The 24,075-nt window shown below is 48.1% G+C and carries 21 protein-coding genes; 5 read left to right on the forward strand and 16 right to left on the reverse strand.

The genetic code is table 11. The features are described 5' to 3' along the window. Positions 1-170 precede the first annotated feature (170 nt). The 4 genes from LACSTY_RS12605 to LACSTY_RS12620 are packed head-to-tail and all read left to right on the forward strand — an operon-like array spanning position 171 to position 5,553. The gene (locus LACSTY_RS12605; protein ID WP_087912871.1) at positions 171-875 is read left to right on the forward strand and encodes a LytR/AlgR family response regulator transcription factor; all 705 of its coding nucleotides are present in this window, start codon (positions 171-173) and stop codon (positions 873-875) included. After that, positions 862-1,773, forward strand: coding sequence for a sensor histidine kinase (locus LACSTY_RS12610; protein WP_087912872.1), 912 nt, complete (start codon positions 862-864; stop codon positions 1,771-1,773). Before LACSTY_RS12605 ends, LACSTY_RS12610 begins: the two co-directional genes overlap by 14 nt. Before the next feature lie 53 nt (positions 1,774-1,826). Further along, on the forward strand, positions 1,827-3,653 hold the full coding sequence (locus LACSTY_RS12615; RefSeq protein WP_087912873.1) for an ABC transporter ATP-binding protein: 1,827 nt from the start codon (positions 1,827-1,829) through the stop codon (positions 3,651-3,653). Continuing rightward, the gene (locus tag LACSTY_RS12620) at positions 3,640-5,553 is read left to right on the forward strand and encodes an ABC transporter ATP-binding protein (RefSeq protein WP_087912874.1); all 1,914 of its coding nucleotides are present in this window, start codon (positions 3,640-3,642) and stop codon (positions 5,551-5,553) included. Before LACSTY_RS12615 ends, LACSTY_RS12620 begins: the two co-directional genes overlap by 14 nt. A gap of 156 nt (positions 5,554-5,709) precedes the next feature. Here LACSTY_RS12620 and LACSTY_RS12625 read toward each other — a convergent pair whose 3' ends face one another. The 14 genes from LACSTY_RS12625 to LACSTY_RS12690 all read right to left on the reverse strand — a co-directional run bounded on the left by LACSTY_RS12625 (position 5,710) and on the right by LACSTY_RS12690 (position 21,705). Beyond that, on the reverse strand, positions 5,710-6,594 hold the full coding sequence (locus tag LACSTY_RS12625; protein ID WP_087912875.1) for an ROK family protein: 885 nt from the start codon (positions 6,592-6,594) through the stop codon (positions 5,710-5,712). Then, entirely contained in the window at positions 6,591-9,221 is a 2,631-nt protein-coding gene (locus LACSTY_RS12630) for a glycoside hydrolase family 38 N-terminal domain-containing protein (protein WP_087912876.1), read from the reverse strand. The genes LACSTY_RS12625 and LACSTY_RS12630 overlap by 4 nt, the downstream gene beginning before the upstream one ends. Positions 9,222-9,394: 173 nt before the next feature. After that, positions 9,395-10,492, reverse strand: a complete 1,098-nt coding sequence (locus LACSTY_RS12635; protein WP_087912877.1) for a PTS fructose transporter subunit IIC — start codon at positions 10,490-10,492, stop codon at positions 9,395-9,397. Between the two features lie 30 nt (positions 10,493-10,522). After that, on the reverse strand, positions 10,523-10,846 hold the full coding sequence (locus LACSTY_RS12640) for a PTS fructose transporter subunit IIB (protein WP_047107104.1): 324 nt from the start codon (positions 10,844-10,846) through the stop codon (positions 10,523-10,525). A gap of 21 nt (positions 10,847-10,867) precedes the next feature. Next, positions 10,868-11,317 carry a PTS sugar transporter subunit IIA gene (locus tag LACSTY_RS12645; protein ID WP_087912878.1) on the reverse strand — a complete coding sequence of 150 codons (450 nt, stop codon included), beginning with the start codon at positions 11,315-11,317 and terminating at the stop codon, positions 10,868-10,870. Next, positions 11,317-13,245 carry a BglG family transcription antiterminator gene (locus LACSTY_RS12650; RefSeq protein WP_087912879.1) on the reverse strand — a complete coding sequence of 643 codons (1,929 nt, stop codon included), beginning with the start codon at positions 13,243-13,245 and terminating at the stop codon, positions 11,317-11,319. Before LACSTY_RS12650 ends, LACSTY_RS12645 begins: the two co-directional genes overlap by 1 nt. A gap of 319 nt (positions 13,246-13,564) precedes the next feature. Then, on the reverse strand, positions 13,565-15,547 hold the full coding sequence (gene metG, locus LACSTY_RS12655) for a methionine--tRNA ligase (RefSeq protein WP_087912880.1): 1,983 nt from the start codon (positions 15,545-15,547) through the stop codon (positions 13,565-13,567). A gap of 101 nt (positions 15,548-15,648) precedes the next feature. Then, positions 15,649-16,527 (reverse strand): proline iminopeptidase, encoded by an 879-nt coding sequence (gene pepI, locus LACSTY_RS12660; RefSeq protein WP_087912881.1) that lies wholly within the window; start codon positions 16,525-16,527, stop codon positions 15,649-15,651. 144 nt (positions 16,528-16,671) lie between these two features. Then, positions 16,672-17,484, reverse strand: coding sequence for a DUF72 domain-containing protein (locus LACSTY_RS12665; protein WP_087912882.1), 813 nt, complete (start codon positions 17,482-17,484; stop codon positions 16,672-16,674). Next, entirely contained in the window at positions 17,477-17,956 is a 480-nt protein-coding gene (locus LACSTY_RS12670; RefSeq protein WP_087912883.1) for an NUDIX hydrolase, read from the reverse strand. The genes LACSTY_RS12665 and LACSTY_RS12670 overlap by 8 nt, the downstream gene beginning before the upstream one ends. Positions 17,957-18,056: 100 nt before the next feature. Further along, positions 18,057-18,962: a lactate/malate family dehydrogenase gene (locus tag LACSTY_RS12675; RefSeq protein ID WP_087912884.1), complete on the reverse strand. Its 906-nt coding sequence runs from the start codon at positions 18,960-18,962 to the stop codon at positions 18,057-18,059. Positions 18,963-19,104: 142 nt separating this feature from the next. Continuing rightward, on the reverse strand, positions 19,105-19,701 hold the full coding sequence (locus LACSTY_RS12680; RefSeq protein WP_087912885.1) for a TMEM175 family protein: 597 nt from the start codon (positions 19,699-19,701) through the stop codon (positions 19,105-19,107). Between the two features lie 34 nt (positions 19,702-19,735). Continuing rightward, the gene (locus LACSTY_RS12685; protein WP_049172900.1) at positions 19,736-20,428 is read right to left on the reverse strand and encodes an NAD-dependent protein deacylase; all 693 of its coding nucleotides are present in this window, start codon (positions 20,426-20,428) and stop codon (positions 19,736-19,738) included. Between the two features lie 350 nt (positions 20,429-20,778). After that, positions 20,779-21,705 (reverse strand): hypothetical protein, encoded by a 927-nt coding sequence (locus LACSTY_RS12690; protein ID WP_087912886.1) that lies wholly within the window; start codon positions 21,703-21,705, stop codon positions 20,779-20,781. A gap of 140 nt (positions 21,706-21,845) precedes the next feature. On the opposite strand from LACSTY_RS12690, the gene LACSTY_RS12695 reads away from it, so the two are divergent. Continuing rightward, the gene (locus tag LACSTY_RS12695; RefSeq protein ID WP_010490934.1) at positions 21,846-22,355 is read left to right on the forward strand and encodes a YbhB/YbcL family Raf kinase inhibitor-like protein; all 510 of its coding nucleotides are present in this window, start codon (positions 21,846-21,848) and stop codon (positions 22,353-22,355) included. Positions 22,356-22,742: 387 nt separating this feature from the next. Here the strand turns inward: LACSTY_RS12695 and LACSTY_RS12700 are convergent, their stop codons facing one another. Continuing rightward, the gene (locus LACSTY_RS12700; RefSeq protein ID WP_049172801.1) at positions 22,743-23,021 is read right to left on the reverse strand and encodes a hypothetical protein; all 279 of its coding nucleotides are present in this window, start codon (positions 23,019-23,021) and stop codon (positions 22,743-22,745) included. Positions 23,022-23,058: 37 nt separating this feature from the next. Then, a complete protein-coding gene (locus LACSTY_RS12705) occupies positions 23,059-24,039 on the reverse strand; it encodes a DUF1002 domain-containing protein (RefSeq protein WP_087912887.1) in 981 nt (326 codons plus the stop codon). Between the last annotated feature and the right edge of the window lie 36 nt (positions 24,040-24,075).

Genomic DNA, 24,075 nt, shown 5'->3' on the forward strand with positions numbered 1-24,075 from the left:
TTAAAGTGGATTCACTTTTATTTTGCAGTCGAAAATTATTCCCAAACTTTTTTCTTTGTGGGATTTCGATTTTTCTACCGACCCACATTCTCCGAAAATCAGCCAAATAACTCGAACACGCACATCATTGCGGTAAAATAGAAGCATACTGGCTAAAGGGATGATTCCAGATGCACATTGCACTTATTGACGATCAAGCAGCGACCCGCGAAGCAACCGTTAAATTGATTCAACAATTGGCCCGGCCATCGCAGCCATTGCAGGTGGCGGCTTATGCAAGTGCGGAACAGTTTCTTTTCGCCGAACAGACGCCGGATCTTCTTTTGCTGGACATCAAGCTCGGCTCGGGGATGGACGGCATGTCGCTTGCCAAAAAAATCCGCCAACACGATCCTGATACCGCTATCGCTTTTGTCAGTAACTACGACGAGTTCGTTTTCGATGGCTATGATGTCAACGCCATTGACTACATCATCAAACCGCTCACCAAAGAGAAGCTGCAGCATCTGATTGACAAAACCGCAGCCCGCACACAGCCTAAATTGTTGCCGCTGCAAACGTCCACCGGCCTTACCCGGGTGCCGCTTTACGACATCAGCGCCATCGAAGTGACCGATCATCGGCTGCAAGTCCATACTCAGAAAACAACGTACACCGTGAGCGGCCAGTTAAAAGACTTATTGCCCCAGTTAGACGACAACTTTATTCAAATCTACCGGTCCATCGTCATCAACCTCAACTTTTTATCCCAGCTCGATCACCACACCGTTGTGATGGCCGATGGGACGTCTTATCCGGTTTCCCGACAACAGGCGCCGGTGGTTAAGCAAGCCTTTTTCAAACATTTCCGGGGGCTGACAGATGACAGTGAATGATTGGATCGGCCTCGTCGCGTTTCTGTTGCTGACAGTGGGCTGTTGCTGGCAGTTATGGTGGATCTTTCGCCGCCAGCAAAATTGGCCAGTCCGCTGGTTGAATCTCGCCATCGTCGCGGTTGCACTTGGCAGCTGGTGGCTTTGGCCGCAACCGATCGTGCGCATCTTACTTTTCGTCGGCACGGTTCTGGCAGGCAGCTTGGAATTTGTCTTGATTCGCCAGTTTCTCAGCGATCAGGATGCGGTGTTTGCGCGCAGTTTGGACAAAATGATGGCCCAGTACTCGCAGGAAGTGCAGGAGCTGTACGCGAACATGCGCGGCTGGCGGCACGATTATCATGACCACCTGCAGGCTTTAAAAGCTTACCTAGACAACCAAGACACGACCGGCGCGCGCCAATATTTGGATGAACTGGAAGATAAACTGGACGCCGTTGATCCGCTCGTCCACTCCGGCAATGCCATGCTCGACGCCATTGTCAACGCGAAACTCACACTAGCCGAACGCCTGCAGATTCCGGTTAACGAAAAAGTAATCGTGGGGAACACGCCGCTTATCAAAGATGTGGACTTGGTGGTCATTTTAGGCAACTTGCTGGACAACGCCATTGAAGCCATCAGTGAACAGCCAGCTAATGAAAAGCGCCAGCTGCGTCTTTATATCGGCATTGTGAAGCAACAATTTTACATCTCTGTCACCAATACCCGCCCGGCTGACCAAGTCATTGACTATCAATATGCCTCTACCAAAAGCGATAAACGCGGCCTCGGGATTCGGCGGGTGAATAAGCTCGTCGCCAAGTACGATGGGATGATCAACCGCCAATATGAGGATGAGGTGTTCGTCACTGAAATTGCGATTCCCATTCACGCAGTCAAACCGACCACTCACGCATAATTTGCGTCAGCGCGTCGGTTTTTTGGTAGGTTAAGATCAACGAGGTGAGTGGGATGAAAAAATATAGCTTATGGAACAACCTGCGCTGGTACATCAAGTATCTGCGTAAAGACAAGCCTTCCTTAGCCTGGACAGCAAGCGGTCTGGCCATTGATAAGGCTGCGGCCGCTTTGCTGGGCGTTTTTACGCCGGCGCTGCTGGTCGGAGCAATTACCGGACACGCGACATTAGGCCAATTTGCTTGGCTGGCAACATTAACCGGATTGGGACTCGCTCTGACCAGTGAAATCGAGTACCTGTTGCTGACCCATGACAGCGTCGCAAGTTCCGTATTGCGCGGTGTTATCGAAATGGATTTTCATCAAAAGCAATGGGATCTTGACTACGACCAGATCAGCAGCGGCAAACTCCAAGGGCTAGCCCACACCGCATTCGAAAAAGGGCTGAGCAACACATATGCCGGCGCCGAAGCTATCTATCTGTATGGCCGTGGAACACTAGTAGACCTCACAACGCTGATCGTGTTCCTAGCGACGTTGTCATTTGCCGTTCCGTGGGTCTTTGCACTGGTCCTGGTCAGTGCCGCCATCAGTTATGCCGGCATGAGTTGGTACCGCCACTGGTATCAACAAAACAATGTCAAGTGGAACAAGCTAGGACGCCAGCAAGATTACATTACGCGCAACGCCTACGCTTTGGAAAATGGCAAAGATATTCGCATGTTCGGCATGGCGAACTGGTACCATCACCACCTTGACCGCTTGATTCAGTTGCAAGATGCCTGGCAGCGCCGTAACTCGCTGCGTCGTTTTCTAGGAGAACAAATCGGTCAACTTGCCGGCTTGTTACGCGATGCCATTGTCTACGGCACCTTGATTGTGGCAATCATGCGCGGCAGTCTTTCCATCGCCCAGTTCACTTTAATGTTTGGGATGACCAATAGTTTCATCACCTTATTGGATCAACTTTTAGACGACTTCGGCAAGTTGCAAAATGCCAGTCTCGACTTGCAGGAAGTCCGCGAGTTTATGAACCTTCAACCGCAAACGCCAACCCGCACACTCACGGAAACGGAGCAGAAGCTGTTAGCAAAACGTCCTGTCACCATCACCTTTTCACATGTGACTTATCAATATCCGGGAGCCAAAAGTGCCAGTCTTAAAGACGTCAGCTTCACATTGCAGGCCGGACAGAAATTGGCGATCGTCGGCATTAACGGCGCAGGCAAATCAACGCTCGCCCGCCTCATGATGGGCTTGTTGCATCCGACAAGCGGCACCATCACCATCAACGGGCTAAACGCTAACCTTCTACCGCTAGCAGAACGTTTTGCTTTATTCGCCCCTGTCTTTCAGGAAACCATTATTCTTGCCCAGAGTTTAGCCAACAACGTCGCAATGACCGAGCATCCCGATTTAAACCGCGTCACAACCGCATTAACTGAGGCTGGCTTGGGAACCTTCGTCAAAACGTTGCCGCAAACAACTGCCACGCCGATGACCCGTTACACCAGAGATGACGGGGTTGAATTATCCGGCGGCCAGGCGCAAAAGCTCATGCTGGCAAGGGCACTGTATAAAGATGCGCCCGTCCTGATTTTGGACGAACCAACCGCCGCACTGGATGCAATTGCCGAAAATGAGATTTACCAAGACTATGCGCAACTAGCGGCCGGTAAAACTTCTCTGTTCATCTCCCATCGACTAGCATCAACCCGCTTTTGTGACAGCATCCTGTTTATGGATCATGGCCAGGTACTCGAATCTGGGACTCATGAGCAGCTCATGGCAAAGGGCGGCCGTTATGCCCAAATGTATCAAATCCAAAGTAAGTACTATCAACCGGATGCAAAGGAGGTCGTAGTCAATGACAACTTCTAAAGATTCAGAAAAAACCATGTCAAAACAAACTGTTCATCGGGCCTTGCGGGTGGTGCGCGTGATTCAAAGTCTCGATTCGCTTGCGATCCCGGTCGAATTTCTCCGCGCATTGACAACTGTCGGCATCCCTTACCTCAACATTGCTTTCCTCGGTTTGGTGCTTAATCAATTACAGCAACGCGCAACGTTCCGGCGGATGGTGCTTCTTGTCGGCTTGTTCCTAGCCATTCGCTACCTGCTTCAATTATCGAGCCAATGGTTTGCTAAATTAGCCGAAGATCATGAAAGCGGCGTAAACAGGCGGCTCACCCGCGCAACAACCGAGAAATTGTTGACGGTGAGTTATACCACCCTTCAGGATCCAGATATGCGTAAACAGTATGCCGGCGCTCAAGCTGGGCAAAGTTTTAATGGCGGCATGACCTCGCTCATGAAAGAGGGCATGCAAGATTTCTTTTCGCTAATCATTGCGATTGGCTTCGGTATTGCCACTTTGATCAGTCTGGCACGGGCAACTAACCACGCAACAACATGGCTGAATGACTTTCGCTATCCACTGTTAATTTTGGCGCTACTAATCTTCCCAATTGTCGTTGGCAGCTGGAGTATTCACCACAGTAATCAGATTCAACAAGAACTGATCAGAAAAATTATCCCAAGCAATCGCCGATTTACGTACTTTTACCACTTCACGGAAAATATGGATAATCATGAAGTGATTCGCCTTTATCAAGCAAGCCACTTAGTCATGAACAATGAACGCAATGACAACAACGAATTCTTTGGCCAACTCAGCCACGGTTATTGGCAAATGGCCAAGTTCGGTCACTGGCCTAACCTAGCCATTGCGTTGTCGGTCATTGGCTTGTACATCCTGGTTGGCGTCAAAGCGTTGATGGGTGTCATCGCCATTGGCAGCGTGATGATCGCCGTTGGGTACTTTCAGCAACTGATGACCGCTGCCTATCAATTTCTACAACAAGTCGGCATGTACATCAACATGGTCGATTACCTTCAATTTTACGCTGACTTTCTCGCCTTGCCGGATCACGATAAATCAGGCACACTTCCGGTTGAAAAGCGCAACGACAACGAATTTGCCATCCAGTTTCACGATGTTAGTTTCAAGTATCCCGGCAGCGACCAGTGGGCCTTGCGTCATGTCAGCCTAACGCTGAACATCGGTGAACGGCTCGCATTGGTCGGCCGCAACGGCAGCGGCAAGACGACGTTGATCAAACTGCTCGTGCGCCTGTTTAAACCCACCGAAGGCACCATCACGTTAAACGACATTGACATCCAGAAATACGATGAAGACGAATATCGCAGTCTGTTAGGTGTCGTTTTCCAGGACTTCCGCCTTTTTGCTTACAGCATCGCGGAAAATGTGGCCGCCACGACTGACCCAGATCGGGCACGCGTTTGGGAAGCCTTGAAGGTTGCGGATGTCGCCGATCGCGTCAAGCGGATGCCGAAAACGATCGACACGCCGATCACCACAGCCTTAAGCGATGATGGTGTGACCGTTTCCGGCGGCGAAGCGCAGAAAATTGCCATCGCCCGTGCTTGGTACAAAGATGCGCCGATCATGATTCTAGATGAACCTACGGCAGCACTCGATCCGATTTCCGAGTATGAAATCTATCAGCGTTTTGACGAGCTCATCGAAGGCAAAACCGCCATTTATGTCTCACACCGGATGAGCTCCACCCGCTTTTCACAACGCATCGTGGTCCTTGATCACGGTCAAATCGTCCAAGACGGCACCCACACCAGCCTCATGGCGCATCCGGGTATTTATCGGGAACTATTCAACGCCCAGGCACAGTATTACACGGAAGACCGCATCAAAGCGGCCCGGAAAAAGGTTGCCGCTACCACGACAGCGGTAGCGGATTAGCGATTTACATCTAGCGGTACTTTTTCTACCACCTAAAAAGAGTCGCTTTGTTGTAGTTGACCCGGTCAAGTTGACCAAACCAACTACAATCAAGCGGCTCTTTATGACTATTAGGAGTGTTACTGCACTCCTAAGCAAGCAACCATCTTGCCAATATCATTTCAGTGCGTGGGCACTCGCAAGCATTTGCTTAGCTAAGGCAAAATCTCCCATCGTGGCCGAACCATTATTCGGCACGCGAGAAAGTACGATCAAATCCGATAAGGCGGGAGTATTAACATAACCGGCGTTCAGACCATTAAAATCCTCATAAATCTGCGGTAACTCAGTCTCAGAAACGACCGACCCACCGATGACAATTTTAGCTGGCGCTAGATTAAGATAGGCATCAAAGGTAAGTTGTGCAACGTAATAGGAAATAAGCCGAAAAACCGGGTTACTACGGTCGAGTTGTTCACCAGGAATTCCAGTCCGTGCAGCGATTGCAGGACCAGACGCCATTCCCTCAAAGCACCGATTACCGTGATAGGGGCAAACACCCTCAAAATCATCACCAGGAAACGCTCGGACAGCCGTATGCCCCATTTCAAGATGTGCCATTCCGCCAATGAAATGCCCATTCTGAATCGCACCACCACCAATACCGGTGCCAATAGTAAAGTAGACTAAGGATTTGATTCCTTCGTTCTGCCAAGACATGTATTCCCCATAAGCAGATGCATTCACATCAGTCGTGAAGAAAACTGGCACATGATGCGCATTTTCAATCGCGCCAACAATATCGGTATTTGTCCAGCCTGGTTTAGGAGTATTAAGAATGTGACCGTATCTCGGCGAACCAACAATAATATCCGCGGGCCCAAAACTTCCTATCCCCAGGGCGTCAACTGGATACTCCGTAAAAAAGTCAATACAGTCTTGCAGTGTTTCAGGCGGTGTACTCGTCTTAATTTGTTTACGTTTGACTATCCGCAACTTTTCATCCGCGACGGCCAAAACGAATTTGGTGCCACCAGCTTCGATACTCCCATAAGCTGTCATGATTTGTCCTTTCTGATTAACGTTATCATATCGTAGGCCGGGATCTCCAAGCGATCACTAGTTGGTTCAACAATTTCCAAAGCATTGGCAAGTTGATAGCCTTTGTCGAGGAGCACCGAAACATCTACCGGATCAGCTGACTCGTTGGCGAGGCGCACAATGGTCGCATCCTTAATCGTATACGCACGGTAGATTGCTGTCACACTAACAGCAGGATCGAGCGTCAGGATGGACTCGCGGGTATTTAGTTTTGGAAGGTCGTCTGAGAATTCGACCTCCCATATCTTATTATCCAATCGATTGACGAAAAGGTTCAAGTTCTGCATTTGATAACCTACAGACGGCGCAAGCCAGCGATCCGCAATCATTGCCAGCCCATTTTCAGAAATATTTCCTGTGGTGGCAAGCAACCCAAATTTGAAACAATTTGTACCTAGTTCTTCTGCCATTGGAGTCGGCGTCATTTGGTGACCAAGACTGGTTGTATCACCGCTGGCGCGACCCGGGCGCCACAATAGATTTGGCTTACCCAATTGGCCGGTTGTCGCCATCAGTGTGATGTCGAGATTACTTCCAACTCGTTCATATTCCTTTTGTCCACGTCCAAGGAAGAAAACGCCATGCGTTTCATCATGCACACCGACAATTTTATCAAAGAGATAGATATTGACAGGTTTCTCAACAAACTCGTCTTCCCAGTCATCGTCAATTTGGTGATTGATGGTATTATGAAAACCACCCTGTATCTGCGAAAGTGTCGCGTCACTCATAATACCAGTCGCAATCTGTAAACGTAAACGGTGAGCCAAAACTGTATTATTAACCCTTAGCTGACCGTCTAGCACCTGATTGTCACCTTTGAGACTTAACGTCAAGGTGTAAGGCACATCTTTAAGATCCGGCGCATCTGCCACTCGATTCTTCAAATCTGCCGCCAGCTGCCAAACACCGCTAAGTACTAAGCTTTGTGTATCGCCTACTTGAGCAACCCTCACCTCACCCTCAAGTGGTAATGAGATCTCAGTGTCTCCGCGAAGTGGTGAATAATCATAAGTATCGCCATCGTTACCGGAATCAAGAACCCGAATCACGTCATTGTAAGCAACTGAGCCGGCTTTAGCGTCAAAGCCATGGCCGTTGTAGTGCACGCTCCAGTGATCATTTTGAATTGTGTTGCCAGTCGTCAACGTCAGTTCGGGTAATGTCTGATTTGCGTTCTCTTTGAAGGACACAACCTGATATCCCAGACCATCAAACTCAACGTAAAGTCGGACTGTCACGAGGTAATAAGCCGGCTCATCCTTGAATTCAAAGCCTTTAGAGGTCATCTGCATAATATTTTCGCGTTTTTCAATCTTTTTGGCTTGAATAATCGACGCCTTGTACTTTGGAGGAAATTCAATATTCTTACTTTGCACCACTAGTTTAATATCCTTGTATCCGGCAAACGGACGAGTTTCGGTATTGAAGACCAATGCTTGTTCGGAATTCAATTTCAGTCGCTGCGCAATTCTTTTCTTGATGTAGTTTTCGATACCGTCAGCAAGCTCGAAGCCTTCTTTAAAACGGTGATCAATATCTTCAGCAACATTGTCGGAAACACTTCCGCCCAGTGTATCGTGGGGCTGGCATTCAAGGAGCTTCTTCCATAATTTCAAAACCAGTCCGTTTGATACTTGGACACCGCATTGACTTCCAATAACCATCAGCGGTTCTACCCGCTTAAGAATTGCCTGTTCAAGCTCAAAGTTTTGCCGCTTGATTCGCGAACGCACAGATCCAATGGTTCGGTGCACCCGAGCATACGTAGGCAGCCGTAATTCACCCTTGTAATCCGGTAGGTCTTTGTTGCGCAGTGTGTTCATAAAAGTCGGATAATCACTGAGCATGACCTTGTTATGACTATATTTATTCACTTCTTTTAGTGTCTCTGAAACAGAATGAATAATGTTCATCTGATCAATTCCAGAAGGAAGAAGTACGGTGTCATTGTCCCCATGTTCAGCTTCGAAATCAATCCCGGTATCAAGCCTGTTCTTAACAAAGTTAGCCATATCGCGCTTCGAGTCCACCGTGATTTGACCAGTGTAATAGCCGAGAGGAAAGTTTGCTGCATAAACTTGCGAATTGCCAAGTCCATGCCACTTAAAGTAAACAGATGGCTGTTGGCGCTTGAAGTTTATTCCTCGCCAGCAAATGAAGTCTTGAATCCCGACTTGGTTTAACAACATTGGCAATTGGGCGTTGAAACCAAAAGTATCAGGTAGATAGCCCACCATCATCGGATCGCCGTACTGGCGTTTTGTGTCATTAATCCCGATAACCAGGTTACGGATAATAGATTCAGCATCTGGTAAGTTTGCATCCGTCTGCGTGTACCAAGGACCAATGAAGAGCTGGTGCCTTGCCATTAACGCACGTACGCGTGCCAAATCTTCGGGATGAAAAGCAATGTATTCATCTACAATTGAGGTTTGACCATCAAGCGTAAAATTAGCCTCTGGATGTGACTCAAGTTCGTCAAGAACATTTGCAAAAAGCTGATCGCTTAAAACCTGTGCGTCTTCTGATGTAAAATACCATTCTCTATCCCAGTGCGTATGATTCACAAAATGTGCTGTTGCCATATTTTAAATCTTCCCTTCTCTTATCACCAATCTGATATCACCAATCTGACACTGCCAAAAACTGCTCAAGCTAAAGCATTAGTGATCGTTAAAGCACTTATCAATGCAGTAGCAAGGCCGCACGCCGGTTACTAAAACCCAGTGTGCGGCCAACCAGCGCTTAACAAAAATCGCTAAGCTTCAAAACTAATATCGATATCATCTTTAGCGGCATCAGAATCGTCTTCTTTGTAAGTTGAATTGAAGTTAACCGCTAGTGGAGCCAGAACTCCAATAATCAGTGCGCATACTGCAAGCCCAATGAGATAAGCCCAGCCGTTCGTAATGGTCACGAAACCATAAACACCGCCAACGGGTGGAATATTGGCTTGGGCGCCAAGTAGAATCGTTGTCGCTGATCCACAAGCACCGGCGATCATATTAATTGGCACCAGCTTTAGTGGACTGATCAAGGTGAACGGAATAGCGCCTTCAGTAATACCAATAAAGCCCATAAACCAGTTACTGCGTCCTGCATCCAGTAATTCATCCGAGAAACGCTTCTTAAACAACAATGTTGCCAGTGCGTAACCCAACGGAATCCCGGCAATCGCTGTATTAGCAATTAGCGCAGGTGTATAAAGCTTTTCAGTCAACAAAACGTTTCCGGCCATCCAGGCAGCTTTATTGATGGGCCCACCCAAGTCAGAACCAATCATTGCTCCCATGATGAGTGCAAGGACAACCGCCGAAACACCACTCGTGCTCATGCCTTTAATCCACTCAACCAAGGAAGTATTGAGCCAAGTCAATGGGTTTTGCAGCACAACCCCCATTAGAATCGCCACAGCCATCGTTGACAGCAGAGGAATGATGACTAAAGGCAGAATTGATTGATATTTCTCACCAACATGAATCTTCTTCGTGCACCATTTAGCAATATAACCAGCAAGGAATCCTGCAACCAAGGCACCCAGGAAACCCATTTTGCCGCTTGTTGCAAGTGAGCCACCAATGAAACCTGCAGCTAAACCCGGTTTATCGCCGATCGCATACGCAATGTATCCAGCTAGGACCAAGTTGACTAAACCGACGCCAATCCAACCAACATTTTCTATCTGTCCGAGATAAAAGAAGAAGCCTGACTTGTAGGCATCGAAACTGGTAATTCCAAAACATAAACCAATAATTTTCGGCACGGCAACAACGAGTGAGCCACCGATAACGACTGGCAACATGTATGAAATCCCCGACATGAGGTAACCTTTCCACTCTTCAAATAATTTTCTCATCGTACCATTCACCTCCTGATAAGTTTTTCTCTATTTCTTATTGCGAGCTTCAACCGCCGCATAGACCTTCTGGATGACTGCCTTAGGCGACTTGATGCAGGCGTTAATATCAACACGGACTACAGGAATTCCTTTGAAGCGATCCATTTTCTCGATCTTCTGATCTGATCCAATCAATAGGAACTTGGAAGATTGTGCTTCTTCTTCGGTAATTTCGTTTCTTAGACCCATGGCGCCTTGTTGCTCAACCTTTGCTTCTAAACCCAGCGCAGAAGCAGCTTTTTCCAGTGCCTTTGCGGCCATTGGTGTATGTGCGACCCCAGCAGGGCATGATGTAATTGCGACAAAATCCATAATATCGTCTCCTTGTATTTTTTAATTAGTTGCAGTTAATAATGAATAAACTTGATCAACTGTTTTGCTTGTTCCAAGTGCCTCACGCTTGTCGTCGTCCACCAAAGCACCGGCAAAGTCTGCAAGTACCTGAAGGTGCTCATCTTCTTCTCCTTTTGGTACTAACATGACGATAATTTGTTTTACCGGTACATCGTCAAGCGTCTCCCAGTCCATGATTGGTGAGTGTGATCGGATGAAGAGCACAGCTGGCCTTGTGATATGGCTTGTGATTGCATGCGGTATTGCGATACCATCCTGCAAACCGGTAGACGCCTGCGCTTCACGATCTTTAAGCGCTTTGAGGATGGCCGCCTCGTCGTCTCCAAAGCCTAGGTTTACAGCAATATTCGCGATAAATCTGAATGCATCATCCTGGCTTTTCAAATTCTCGTTTAAAAAAATGTAACGTTTATCGAAAATGTCTGTCATTAGTCTTCCTTCTTCCGCGAAATCGAAGCTACGTCAATGCTTCTAAGCACTGCATCCTCATCAGCAGCAACGACTAAATCATTTATCCGTTTAGGATCCTGAATCAATTCATAAAAATAACTGTAGATGTCGTCCAGTCGCGCCTCGACAGTCTGATTCAATGCAACAAAGAAAACCGCGTGGACCACTTCCTGATCCCATTGAATACCTGCTCGCGACGTTAGTATGCCAATCGTTGGTTTTAACACATGACTAATATCACCGTGTGGGATTGCACAATCTCCTAGCACTGTCGATGCCAGCTTCTCGCGCTCTAGTGCTGAGTCCGTCATCTTGTCATCAACATAGGCATTCTTTTCAAGTAATTCAGTAATTGCAATAATCGCATCTCGCTTCGTTTTAACAGATGCATTCGGGATAATGTTTTCCGGCCGTAGCATTGCCATGAAAGCATTGCGAGCATATTTTTCTTTGCGAATGTTTTGGGTCATTCTTTTCAAGAAATCAAGCTCATGTTCCGTTAAAAATGGGCTCACTTGCATCACTTGAACCCGATTCATTCGAAGTGGGATCGTGGAAATATAAATGTCGGCATCTACTGGATGGCGTAAAAGTTCCGATACCGATAAAGTCGCAACGACCTGGACATCCGGCAATTTATCTCGCACACGCTGCCGTAATAATTCGGCGGTTCCGTAACCGGTACTACAAATAATGGCAACTTTAACATCCTGAACATCCTGCTTACGTCGCTCAAGATACGATTCGAAGTGCAAGGCGATGTATGAAGTTTCATCTTCATTGAGGTTAACGTGAAACTTCGCCTCAAGTTTTAGCGTTAAATCAACCGCCATTTCAAACGCTCGTGGGAAATTCACTTTAATTTTGCTCAGATACGGATTTTTGATACTTAGCCCATTCTTCACGCGTGTTAAGGCCGGCCGCAGATGTAATACAAGATTATCGAGTAAGGTCTCATCGTAATTAGTCAAGCTCGTTCGTAACCACCCGAGCATGCCTTGTTCCTGGACGCCGCTTTTACGAAGATCGATGTAACCATCCTCAATTGCGGCGATATGAATGTTGAGATACTCAAGCTCTTCAATCGGAACTTCACAATGAAAAGTATTGCCCAGCATCTTCATCAGCTTAAAAGTCGCTGGTGAAATATTGGAAAGCTTGAGCTGAGCAGAAGCATCGTGTGGAACATAATCGCCATTGATAATGCGCTGCATAGCGATGGTGGTGTGAATAAGAAGTGACTCGTATTGATATTCATTGACCTGAACCTTTAGTGTATTGATGAAGTCTGCTAGAACACCTTCAGTCCGTTCAAGAATATCTGCTGAAACATATCGGCGAAGACTCGCCGGAACATTAAATCTTAGCTGGACTCTGCCGTCTTTATCCTGATTTGCTTCTTGCCCCCAATATTTCTGTAATATTTTGGCCATCAATTGACGCACTTCCGCTTCGCTGGCCATTAGAATAATGCCAGCCGGTGTTGTCTGAGTTGTTAGGCCATAGTGCTCTTTGAGCGAGTGGAGATCTCTATCGAGCGTTCGCTGGCTAATAAAGAACTTGTCAGCCAGATCAGCGAGAAGGATGGGCGTTCGATTCTGGATCAAATACTCCATGATATCGAGCTGACGTTCTTCCTCGGAAGCTGCTGAACTAGAACGTAATTCCGAGAAACGAGACTGTAATGCAGCAACTTCACCCGTGAAATGAATGCCTGACCCGCGCTTACGCACAAGACTGACACCTAATGGCTTCACCTCTTTTTCAACTTGATCGAGATACTTAGCGACTGTCTTCCGAGATTTATGCGTAAAGTCCATAATGTCTTGATAGTGAATAGTGGACTTGTACAAGATTAATTGAATGATTTCTTGAGTAAGAGTTTTTTGTGACTGATTCGGGCCCAAATGATCACTTCCTAACTTTTACATTTTTACTTTAACGTAAGCGGTTCCATTTGATAACGCCATCTTGGTACACTTGAACTTAGTGTAGTTCGTTTCAAGTGTTCGACTTTTTAATATTGGCGAGGATAATGGTTCGTCCAAGAATCACAATTAGGAGCCGTTCGATTCCGGTAGATTTTAACTGGCTGCCGAAACAGCTTTTGGATAAGCGTTTCATTCAGCCACTCAGTTTGCCTTCAGCTTGCGAAGTACATTATATTAAGACATTCAAAAAGGACACCGACAAAAATTGCCGCGTGCCCTTTTTGCTTTATCTAGTTTAACCAACCAAGCTGCCGTTTTGTAGATTCTCGGAAACTTCCAGCAAGGTAATTTTCTTACCATCCAAGCTTTCGGCTGATAGCAACATACCCTCCGAAATCTCACCTTTCATTTTCCGCGGCTTGAGGTTCACGACCGCCATGACTTTCTTGCCCTTCAACTTCTCGTAATCAGGGTAGAATTCACGAATGCCTGACAGGATCTGGCGCGTGCCCTTATCGCCGGCATCGAGGGTGAATTTCAGCAACTTGTCGGCACCCTTGACCGGTTCGACGTCGAGGATTTCTGCAACTCGGATTTCACTCTTATCGAATTGTTTGAACTCGATTTCCGACTTGCGGCTCTTTTCATCGACTGCTGCTTTAGCCGTGCCTGGGGTCATTTGGCTCTTGATATAGGCAACTTCTTCTTCAGCATCAAGCCGTGGGAAGATCGGTGTGCCTTGTTCAACCACTTTGGCGCCTGCAGGCAATGCACCCCACTTGACGATTTTATGGTCATCGTTTTCGTGGTCTAAGCCCAATTGGCCAAAAATCTGCAGTGGCGCATGGGTCATGACCGGCTGAATCAATAAGGCAATCAACCGCAAGCTTTCGGCTAGGTGTGCCATGACGGCATCAAGTTGATCCTTTTTGGCCGGATCCTTAGCCAACTTCCATGGCTCGGTTTCGTCGATGTACTTATTGGCGCGGGAAACGATCTTCCACACCTGATCCAACGCATCCGAGAAGCGCAACTCGTCCATCAGCTTGTGATACTCGGTCAAAGCCGCTTCGGCCACATCGCCAAGCTCTTTGTCGAATGGCGTCACATCCGGCTTGAAGGTTGGCAAAATGCCGTCTTCATATTTATTAATCATCGCAATGGTGCGATTCAACAAGTTGCCGAGGTCATTGGCCAGATCATAGTTGATGCGATCAATGAAGTCTTCCGGCGTGAACAGGCCATCATTGCCAAACGGAATCGCCCGCATCAGGTAATACCGCAAAGCATCCAGACCGTACCGTTCCACGATCATATCCGGATAAACGGCATTGCCTTTTGACTTGCTCATTTTCCCGTCGCGCATGACCAGCCAGCCATGGGCGTAAATTTTCTTCGGCAATGGCAGACCCAAGGCCATCAAAATAATTGGCCAGTAGATGATGTGGAAACGAACGATTTCCTTACCGATCAGCTGCACATTGGCCGGCCAATACTTGTCAAACAAGGCGTGGTCGTTGCTACCGTAGCCAAGTGCCGTGATATAGTTCAGCAAGGCATCAACCCACACGTAAACCACGTGCTTCGGATCAGACGGAATCTGAACGCCCCAGTTGAAGCTGGTACGGCTCATCGCCAGATCTTCAAGCCCCGGCTTAATAAAGTTGTTGATCATTTCCGTTTTACGCGAAGCCGGCTGCACAAAATCAGGATGCTCGTCATAATACTTCAACAGGCGATCCGTGTATTTGCTCATTTTGAAGAAGTAGCTCGGCTCATGAACCAGCTGAACCTCATGACCGGATGGTGCCTTCCCGCCGACAACATTGCCATCTTTATCCCGATAGACTTCTGACAATTGCGATTCGGTGAAATATTCCTCGTCTTCAACCGAATACCAGCCCGTATATTCACCAAGGTAAACGTCACCCTGCTTAATAAGCCGTTCAACAATGGTCTGAACCGCTTCAACGTGCGCTTTATCCGTTGTCCGAATAAATTTGTCGTTGGTAATCTCAAGGGTCTTCCACAACTGTTTGATCTGCGCCGCCATGCCATCGACATAAGCTTGCGGTGTCACACCCAGCTTATCGGCTTTTTGCTCAATCTTGAGGCCATGTTCATCCGTCCCAGTGAGGAAGAAAACATCATAACCCATCAATCGCTTATAACGCGCCAAAACGTCCGCCGCAATCGTGGTATAGGCATTGCCGATATGTAGTTTGCCAGATGGATAATAAATCGGTGTCGTCACATAAAAAGTTGGTTTGCTTGCCATGCAAGTGCCTCCCGTACTTTAATTCAGAATGATTCCAGTATAACAGAGTATGAGCAGACTTGCTCAAAAATGGCGAATAAGTGGCTGCCTCACAACCACCATCAATCATTCGCCGCCAGCCAATGATCCAGCACATCAATAAACTCATCGTGTTGATCCAGCAGCGCCAAATGCCGGCTGTTCGCAAACAGATGCCACTTTGCCCCCGGAATGTGATCCACCACGGTTTTTGCAATTAACGGTGTGCAAAGATCATCCGTGCCGCTGGTGACCAAGACCGGAACGTGAATTTTGTGAAGCTGATCGGTGACATCAAAATCGCTAATCGTCCCGTTTTCGGTAAACTCATTCGGTCCTTCCGCAATCAGACTGGCGCGCTTGCCATTGGTTGGGCGGCGCAGTGGCTCAGGCGAGTTCTCGTCAGGGTCATCCCAGCAATACTTCTCCATGTAGCGGTCATTGGCGGCCAGATACTTGACGTTGTTAAAATCCCCGGTCCGTTCAGCTTCGGCAATCGCTTCCCGGTCTTCATAACTCAGATACTTGATCAGGCGATGCTGCTCCTGCACCCACAGCTTAATCGAAGCCGGTGACCCATCAATCATGACACTCTTAATGCCTTGCGGGTCAAAGCTCGTCAGATAATACATCTCCAACATGCCGCCCCACGACTGCCCCAGCATATGAATCTCGTCCAAGTGTAAATATTTGCGCAACGCGATGAGTTCTTCAGCCCATGTCTCTTTGACGTAAACTGCCGGATCCTCTGGCAGCGACGACTTACCGCAACCAACTTGATCATACATAATCAGTTGTCGGCCGGTCGCAGCGTAATCGTCCATGAGTTCAAAATAATTATGCGAGGACCCGGGCCCGCCATGAATTAACAGCAGTGGCGCCTTATCCGCGCTGGGTTCACCCACAATCCGATAATACGTTTTGTACTCATGAAACGGCATGTAGCCTTCTGTAATCTTCATAGCAATCCGCCTTTCGAAACAATTAAACGCCAGATTCAGTGATTAAAAATTGCTGAACCATTTTGGTGAAAACAATGTGTTTACCGTGATTGTACTACACCAGTACCAGACTGTCAGACCGAATTCGGCGCGGCAACACAAATTCTAAAATAAATCCAATTGTCGTGGCGCCAATCCGGGAAAATCCAATCCCAACATGTCAATGAATGCTTGGGCATTCGCGGCAGCATCATGTCCGCCATTATTGTTGAAAATAACGGTGACGTTTTTACTTTTGAGATGGTGCACAATGGTGGCAAACTGTTGCAATTCTGCTTGGCTATAGCGATAATTCGTCCGTTCTGTGGTTTTGGCACCGCTCTGGCCCCATGCCTGATTACGGCCATGCAGGCGCAGAATCGTTAAGTCAGGATTCGTGGCAATCGGCACCAGCGGAACGGAACCGCTTGTTGTCTGAGCTTCATCCACAACGACATGAATATCGCCTGCCGCCTGCAACAGGCTGATCGTGGCATCACGATAGGCCGGCAGATACCAGCTGGCATGCCGGAATTCAACCGCAACCGGTAAATCCGGCAGCCACTGATTGAGATTTTGCAGATACCGGACATTTTCCGCCGTCACGCCAAAATAAGGCGGGAACTGGCACAGCACTGCCTGCAGCTGATGGGTCGCAACCAAAGGCGCCACCATATCATTAAACCGCGAAAATTCCGCCACCAAATCCTGTGTGGCTTCGTGTTTGGTCATGAGCTTACTGGCTTTCACAATAAACTGGAAACTCGCCGGCACCTGCGCCTGCCACCGCCGAATCTGTTCCACCGTTTTCAACCCATAGAAAGTCGTATCCAGCTCAATCACCGGAAAATACTGGGCATAGTCCGCAAAAGTACTGCGCTTGCCATTTGCCGCAATGCTTGGATGGTCGGCCACACTGGTTAAACCAACGCTAATCATGGCGCTCACCGTCCGCAATCTGAAATTTCTGAAGTACATCGCCGGTAAAATACGACGCATAATCGTGCTTTTCACCATTCAAAGCGTATCGCAATAACGGCTGCAAATCCGGTACCAACCCCGGATTATCCGCCAGCAACCACTCCTTGGAAAAGGTCGCCAGAATCCCTTCACGATTAGCTTGCGGCATCTGAAGCCGATCGGACGTTTTCCCGAGAAAGGCATAGAGCTCACCGCGAAGTTCGCCATCGACATGCCAAAAAACGCGCCCCACACTGCGCAATTCGTGCGCCGGGATGATAATGTGGCTCTCTTCCTGCAATTCACGCGCCGCACCGACAGCCGGCGTCTCGTCAGGCAAAAACTTACCACCGAGCGTATTCCACATGCCGCGATAAGGCGGATTCGTACGGTTAATCAACAGCCAGCCAGTGGGCGTCTCAACCGTCACCAATGTATATTTCTTGACCATGTGCATCCCCTTTTCAAAAATGATCTGCTTAAGGCAGTTGAAGCAAAAAGGCGCCGGGTCGGCGTCTTTTAAAAGACTTCGGTATTGCTACCGTAGTTGATTATTTCATTTTTTCGAGTGTGTCCTTGATGATGCCTGCCGAATGGACGTACTTCGCCCGCTCGTCATCGGTCAATTTCAATTCCGGTGTGTTGACGACACCGAGCTTGCCGATGGTTGCCGGATGGCCGATCGCAATGCCGAATTCGGGATCGTAATTGGCGCATGGGAAAATCCGCTTGGCATCGCTGATGATCGCCTGGGCCATTTCGGTTGCGATGGTTGCAATGCCATAACTGGTGTAGTGCTTCGCATTGTAAATCTTCCAACCGCCAGCCCGCGCTGCATCAGCCAGCTGATCGTAATCCACTTTGGCGTACTCTGCGATCGGTTCATTATTGACCCGAACCGTTGACCACGCCGTGAACTGAGACTCACCGTGTTCGCCCATGTTATAGCCACGAACATCCGCAACATTCACATGCAGCGTCTCGGCAACCGCGCGCCGCATCCGATAAGTATCCAACGATGTGCCAGTGCCGATAATCTGGGACTTCGGCAAATCAAGCAAGTACTGCCAGTAGCTGGTCACCGCATCGCAGGGATTCGTAATATCCAACAAGACACCATGGAAACCGGACGCCTTTAGCTTCGGTGCAACATCATCCAGCGCCGCCTTGGACGTTTTAGTCTCGCCGATCCGATCACCATTTGAAATCGCGCCGATATTTCCGACTGCCGAAATCACCACATCAGCGTCTTTCAACGCATCGTAATCATTGACCACAATGTCGGTATACGTCGGCAACCCGCCTAACGCATCCTTCAAGTCATAACTTTCGCCTTCAGCCAATTCGGCTTTCTGGTCAATTAACACCAGTTTATCTGCAATACCTTTGCTGACCAAATTGAATGCCGTCGTCACACCGACATGGCCAATACCAATGATACCAATCGTTCTTGCCATATTAAAAATCTCCTTTCATCATAACGCGTTCGCCAGCCCAGAAACCTGCGTGTAAGGACCTCGGTCGCAATGGCCTAAGACCGGGCCATCACGCCCGAGGCCACTTACACTCCGGTTTCTAACCGGGCTGGCTCACGCTCACTCACTCTTTTGGACCACGTAATAGATGTCGCTCAACACGCTGGTCTGGGATTGCCCACAACAATAACATTAACAAGTCCAGTATGATCGTTAATGGCGGCCAAAGCAAAGCCAAAATCATCGCGATGAACGCCATAACAATCGAACCGACCGCTTTCCAGTCATGTTGCTGGCCGTATAGCTTCACCAACGCCGAGGTCGGGCCGTTGACATGTCGCAGGGTGACGACCAAAAGAAGGTAACTGACATTCGACATGAGTACAACAAAACCATAAATCAGCTCCGGTCCGAATGCATCCACATGCCCTTCACCGACCCAGCTGGTGGCAAACGGAAACATCGAAATGGCCAGCATAAAAAACGAATTCGCCCACATCACGCGCCAGTCGATCCGATTCACCAACTGGAACAAATGGTGGTGATTGTTCCAATAAACAATCAGCGTCAGAAATGAAACTAAATAAATCCCAAACCTTCCTCTTAATGCCCAAAGCGACGCCAGTGAGCCACTGTGAGGTGGATTTAATTCCAACACCAAGATCGTTAAAATAATCGCGATGACCGCATCGGTAAATGCCTCCAAGCGTCCTTTACTCACCGTCAAATCCCCTTTTCGTCATGATTGTCCGTGACTAGACGTGCAACTTGGCAAAAACGTCAACCGCATCTCCCAGAACCATCTGTGCCCCTTCCGGCAAAGCAATCCGTTCGCGGTTCACGGCCACAATCGTTGCATCCGGTTGTGCATAGCCAATTAACCCGGCAAATGGATACACGACAAAACTTGTTCCCACAACGATCAGCAAGTCCGCCTGCGCAATGGCATTAATCGCCGCACTTACCGTATCCGGATTAATCGGTTCACCGTATAAGACAATGTCCGGCCGTAAAATACCGCCGTCTGCTTCATGTACGTCACTTTTCAAATACGTTTGATAGTCAAATTGTTTGCGACAGATTTGACAATAAATCCGATAAAGATTGCCATGAAATTCCACCACATGTTTGGCGCCGGCTTTACGATCAAGTCCGTCAACATTTTGCGTGACGATCGTACCTTTTTGATTGGTAATCGCCGCCATTTTTTCATGAATGACATTCGGCTTGGCATCGGGATAATACATGTTCTCGACGACAAATTTATGAAAGTCCTCGTGATGGGCCTGCAGATTATCAATCGATAACGCATACTCTGGGTCAACCTTGTCGGCATATAAGCCGCCTTTTGATCGATAATCCGGAATTCCCGAAGCTGTCGAAACGCCTGCGCCGGTCATAAACGTGACCCGTTTTGCTTGATCAATCGCGGTTTGCAAATCAAACATCGTTTCCATCTCCTAACACGCTGAACAGCGCAACATTCTTAACGAAAAATTCACCTCACACCAGGCAAAACGTTTAGCTTGCCCGCCAGTCACCAATTAGTCAAACTGTCACTATCGCGCTGGCTGATTTGGAACAAGTTCGTCACCCTAGGCGTAAAAGGTGTAATATTATTTATAAGAAACATTGTAGAAAGGGGTCTTAATACCATGAAGTCCTTTCGGTGGTCGCACTTTTTTAGTTATTTGTTTATGATCCTAGTCCTCATTTTCTTCCTTTTCGTCTTCTACCAGGTTGTGATGCTTGGTATTCAGTCCGTGACTAACGGCTTCTTCATTAATTTTGGCCGGCATTAACGGATGGTAAAATCGAGACCATACTTCGTCAGAACGCTGTCTAGCGGCTGTTGATACAGCTGTTGGAAAGCTTCTGGCGTTGTTTCTTTTTCAGGCAGTGGCAGCACAAACGCATTTTGGTCATCGCTGCGCCCCATTGCGACATAGGCAGGTTGTTTCGTGTCCCGATCGCGGTAGCTGCTGTGTTTGATGAGGTAAACCTGATCGAGTGTGAGCCGCAGTTGTCGCTTCGACAAAACCGGCGACACCGTGGCAAATTCATGGTCATTGGTCGGCTGGTAGCCTAACTTCTCAATTTGGTCATCGAAACGTTCAAACAGGTGCACAATCGCCCGGCGCAGGCCAAATGGTGTGGCAAGTTTCTGTTCGTCTAGTAAGCTGAATAGTTCTTGGGCATACGGCAACGCTTGTGGATAGGCGCTTGCCAACTCATCGGGTAGCTGCCCGTCCAAAAAGCCTAAAAGATCCAGCAACGACAGAATACGGTAAATCACCAGCTGATCATCAGCTTCGGCTGGCACATTCTGCTTGAAGCCTGCCAACACCTGCGCAACCACCTTGTCTGTCAGCAAGCCATGTTCGCGTTGCCAAGCCACCACCAGCATGTGCACTGCAGCGTTATACAAGGCTGTACTGGTGGCATAAAGCTGATCATCCACCTGCGGATCACCGCTCAGCAGATGAAATTGCAACTGCGGGTAGCCTTTCATTTGGAACAATAAGTGCAGCAGTTCGTGACTTAATGTATACGCCACGTTTGTTGTATCAGTCACAACCACCTCTAGCGTACCATCTTTTTTCAGGCGCTGACGGCTTTGATCATGGGTCAGCACGCCGCTTGCTTCCCCGTTAATCGCCACTTCCAGCGGGTGATCGTAGTGACTTTTCACTTCATCAAGTAATGCCTGGACATCTTTTTGCATGTTTATTCAAAGCTCCTTGTTATGGCTCAATTCGATCTGCTTGATCTGCTTGTGGCAATAAAAATATTTTTAATCCGAAATTGGCTTTCGTAATTTCAATCTACTATCATAAAGGTAGCGATAAAAGGGAGGAAATTCAAATGAAACTATCCGTTCCGCTTGTCAATGGGATGCTGGCTGATCGTTATGGCAAGTATGCCACTGGTGCTGACGTCAAAAATGGCTACCCGATCACCAGTTTTCCATTTACCATTGAAGATGCTCCGGAAGGCACTGTCAGTTTCGCACTTTGGCTCCTCGACTATGACGCGGTTCCAGTCGGCGGACTGCCGTGGATTCACTGGAATGCGGCAAACATTCCTGCCAATGTCACGTCGATCCCAGTTGGCGCGAGTCACAGCGATCAGATTCCAATGGTTGAAGGCAAAAATGCTTCTGCAGGGCACTTGGTTGGTAACACTGATCCATTTACCCAGCAGGGCTATGTAGGGCCACAGCCGCCAGACAAGAATCATGATTATACGTTGATGATTTTTGCTTTAGACACCAAGTTACCACTGCAACCCGGCTTCTGGTTGAATGAAGCCCGCCATGCGATGAAAGGTCATGTTTTGGCCAAAGCCGAAATTGACTTGCCGTCACGGGTTTAAGTGATTGTCTGTGGCAAACGTGTCCAGATGCTAAGACACCGTTCACAAATACAATATAAAAACGGGCATACTTTCTGCACTGAAAATCGAGTGTGGAAAGTATGCCCGTTTTTTCACCAAGGATAATTAGTTACGGTGTTTAAGATTATAGTGCCAATGCTGAGCAATCGTAGGCCAGATGAGCCTCAGTGGTGACATTGTTGTTGGTGGGGCGCCTTTTGCCCCGCCTACAACAAGGCCGAGCTTAGAGACTCTGCCGCTTTTGCAGAGGCTTTAAGTCGTGCCCACCACTCTAGCTTCGCGGTCACCAGGCTCAGATGGCCGGAGATTGCGGAGTTTGGCACGACATGGAACTTATAGCCTAAGCTTCCTTTGTCCTCTTTTATTTCACCCACCGTCACCAGTATTCATCCACAACGCACCGGCGCCAACTGCCGCCAGCACACCGATGCCGATGATGCCGACTAACGCAAATTTGAAAATGGCAAAACCGCCCAGTGCAAAGAGTGCCAGGCTGATAAATGGATGGCGCAAAATCGCACCTAACAGTTTAATTACTAAGAACAAGATAATGATCACCGCGACAATGGCACCAATTGTGATGGCGCCTGTCAACGTGTGACTGCTTTGGCCAGTTTGATCACTGACCAAGATATTAGGCAACATGAGGCCACCTCGTTTCTAACTTACCAAGTTGCGGTTATTAAAACTGACTCCGAATCCACTGGGCAATACCGTTAAAGAAACTAACGATGCCATCCCAGATTTTCTGCAGGAAATTCCGGTTTTCTTCAGTGTTTAGGCTTTTATTGAGCTTATCAAACAGCCCTTTTGCCGAATTTTGAATTGAATTGGCTAATTTGCTTGCCTGTGCCTTGAAATCGGTATTCTTTAAGGAACCGGCTTTTTGCACATTCACCAGCAAGTTAATAATCAATTGACGTTGGTTATTGTTGATGATGGTCGTTAAATTATTCTGCTTAAGCTGGCTGTCCACAATATTGCCGATTTGGTTCTGGGACAAAGTTTGCTGGCCATTGTTACTTTGGGTCGCCATTTGCTGCTTGGCACCGGCAACGGCATTATTGAGCTGCTTGTCCGAATAGCCGTCTTTGTCTTTGTTGGCTTGGGTAATCGAACTAAGCGTGTTAACTTCCTGCTGGGCAGCGTTGATTTGCTGATTGTTGAGGTTGTCACCGTTTTGGGCAAATGCTGCGTAGACCCCGGCTAACGCACCGGAACCGTCGATTTTGACGGCACTGGTGATGTACAGATTGGCGTTGCTGACGCCCGCCGTTAACGCGGCATTGCGATATTGATCAGCCGTAATGGTCGTAATGTTATTCGTACCGTTATACGGCACAATGGTGACATTAATCCCGCCATTATTGGTTTTCTGCACCAATGCACTGGACCAGACACCAGAGTTCTCGGTGAACGAGCTACCCGAAGGATTGAGATATTTCACTAGGGTTGCGCCATTGACCGTCAGTTGACTGGCGTTGGAAACACCCGCGGCATTTTGCAGCGTGCTGAGCGTGCCGCTTTTTTGATCGCCCGTCAACGAGGCGCCAAGCGTGGCAACCGGTTGCGACCAGGTATCCGCCCGCACCACGCGTGGCGCTGTTGTTAATAATGCCAGACCGGCTGCCGCCAACCCCAGCCATTTGATCAATTTTTTCATAGCTCAAAACCATCCTTTAGATTGGTACTTTCATTA

Origin of the sequence: Lacticaseibacillus styriensis (genome assembly GCF_030770295.1) — a bacterium.
GTDB classification, from domain to species: domain Bacteria; phylum Bacillota; class Bacilli; order Lactobacillales; family Lactobacillaceae; genus Lacticaseibacillus; species Lacticaseibacillus casei.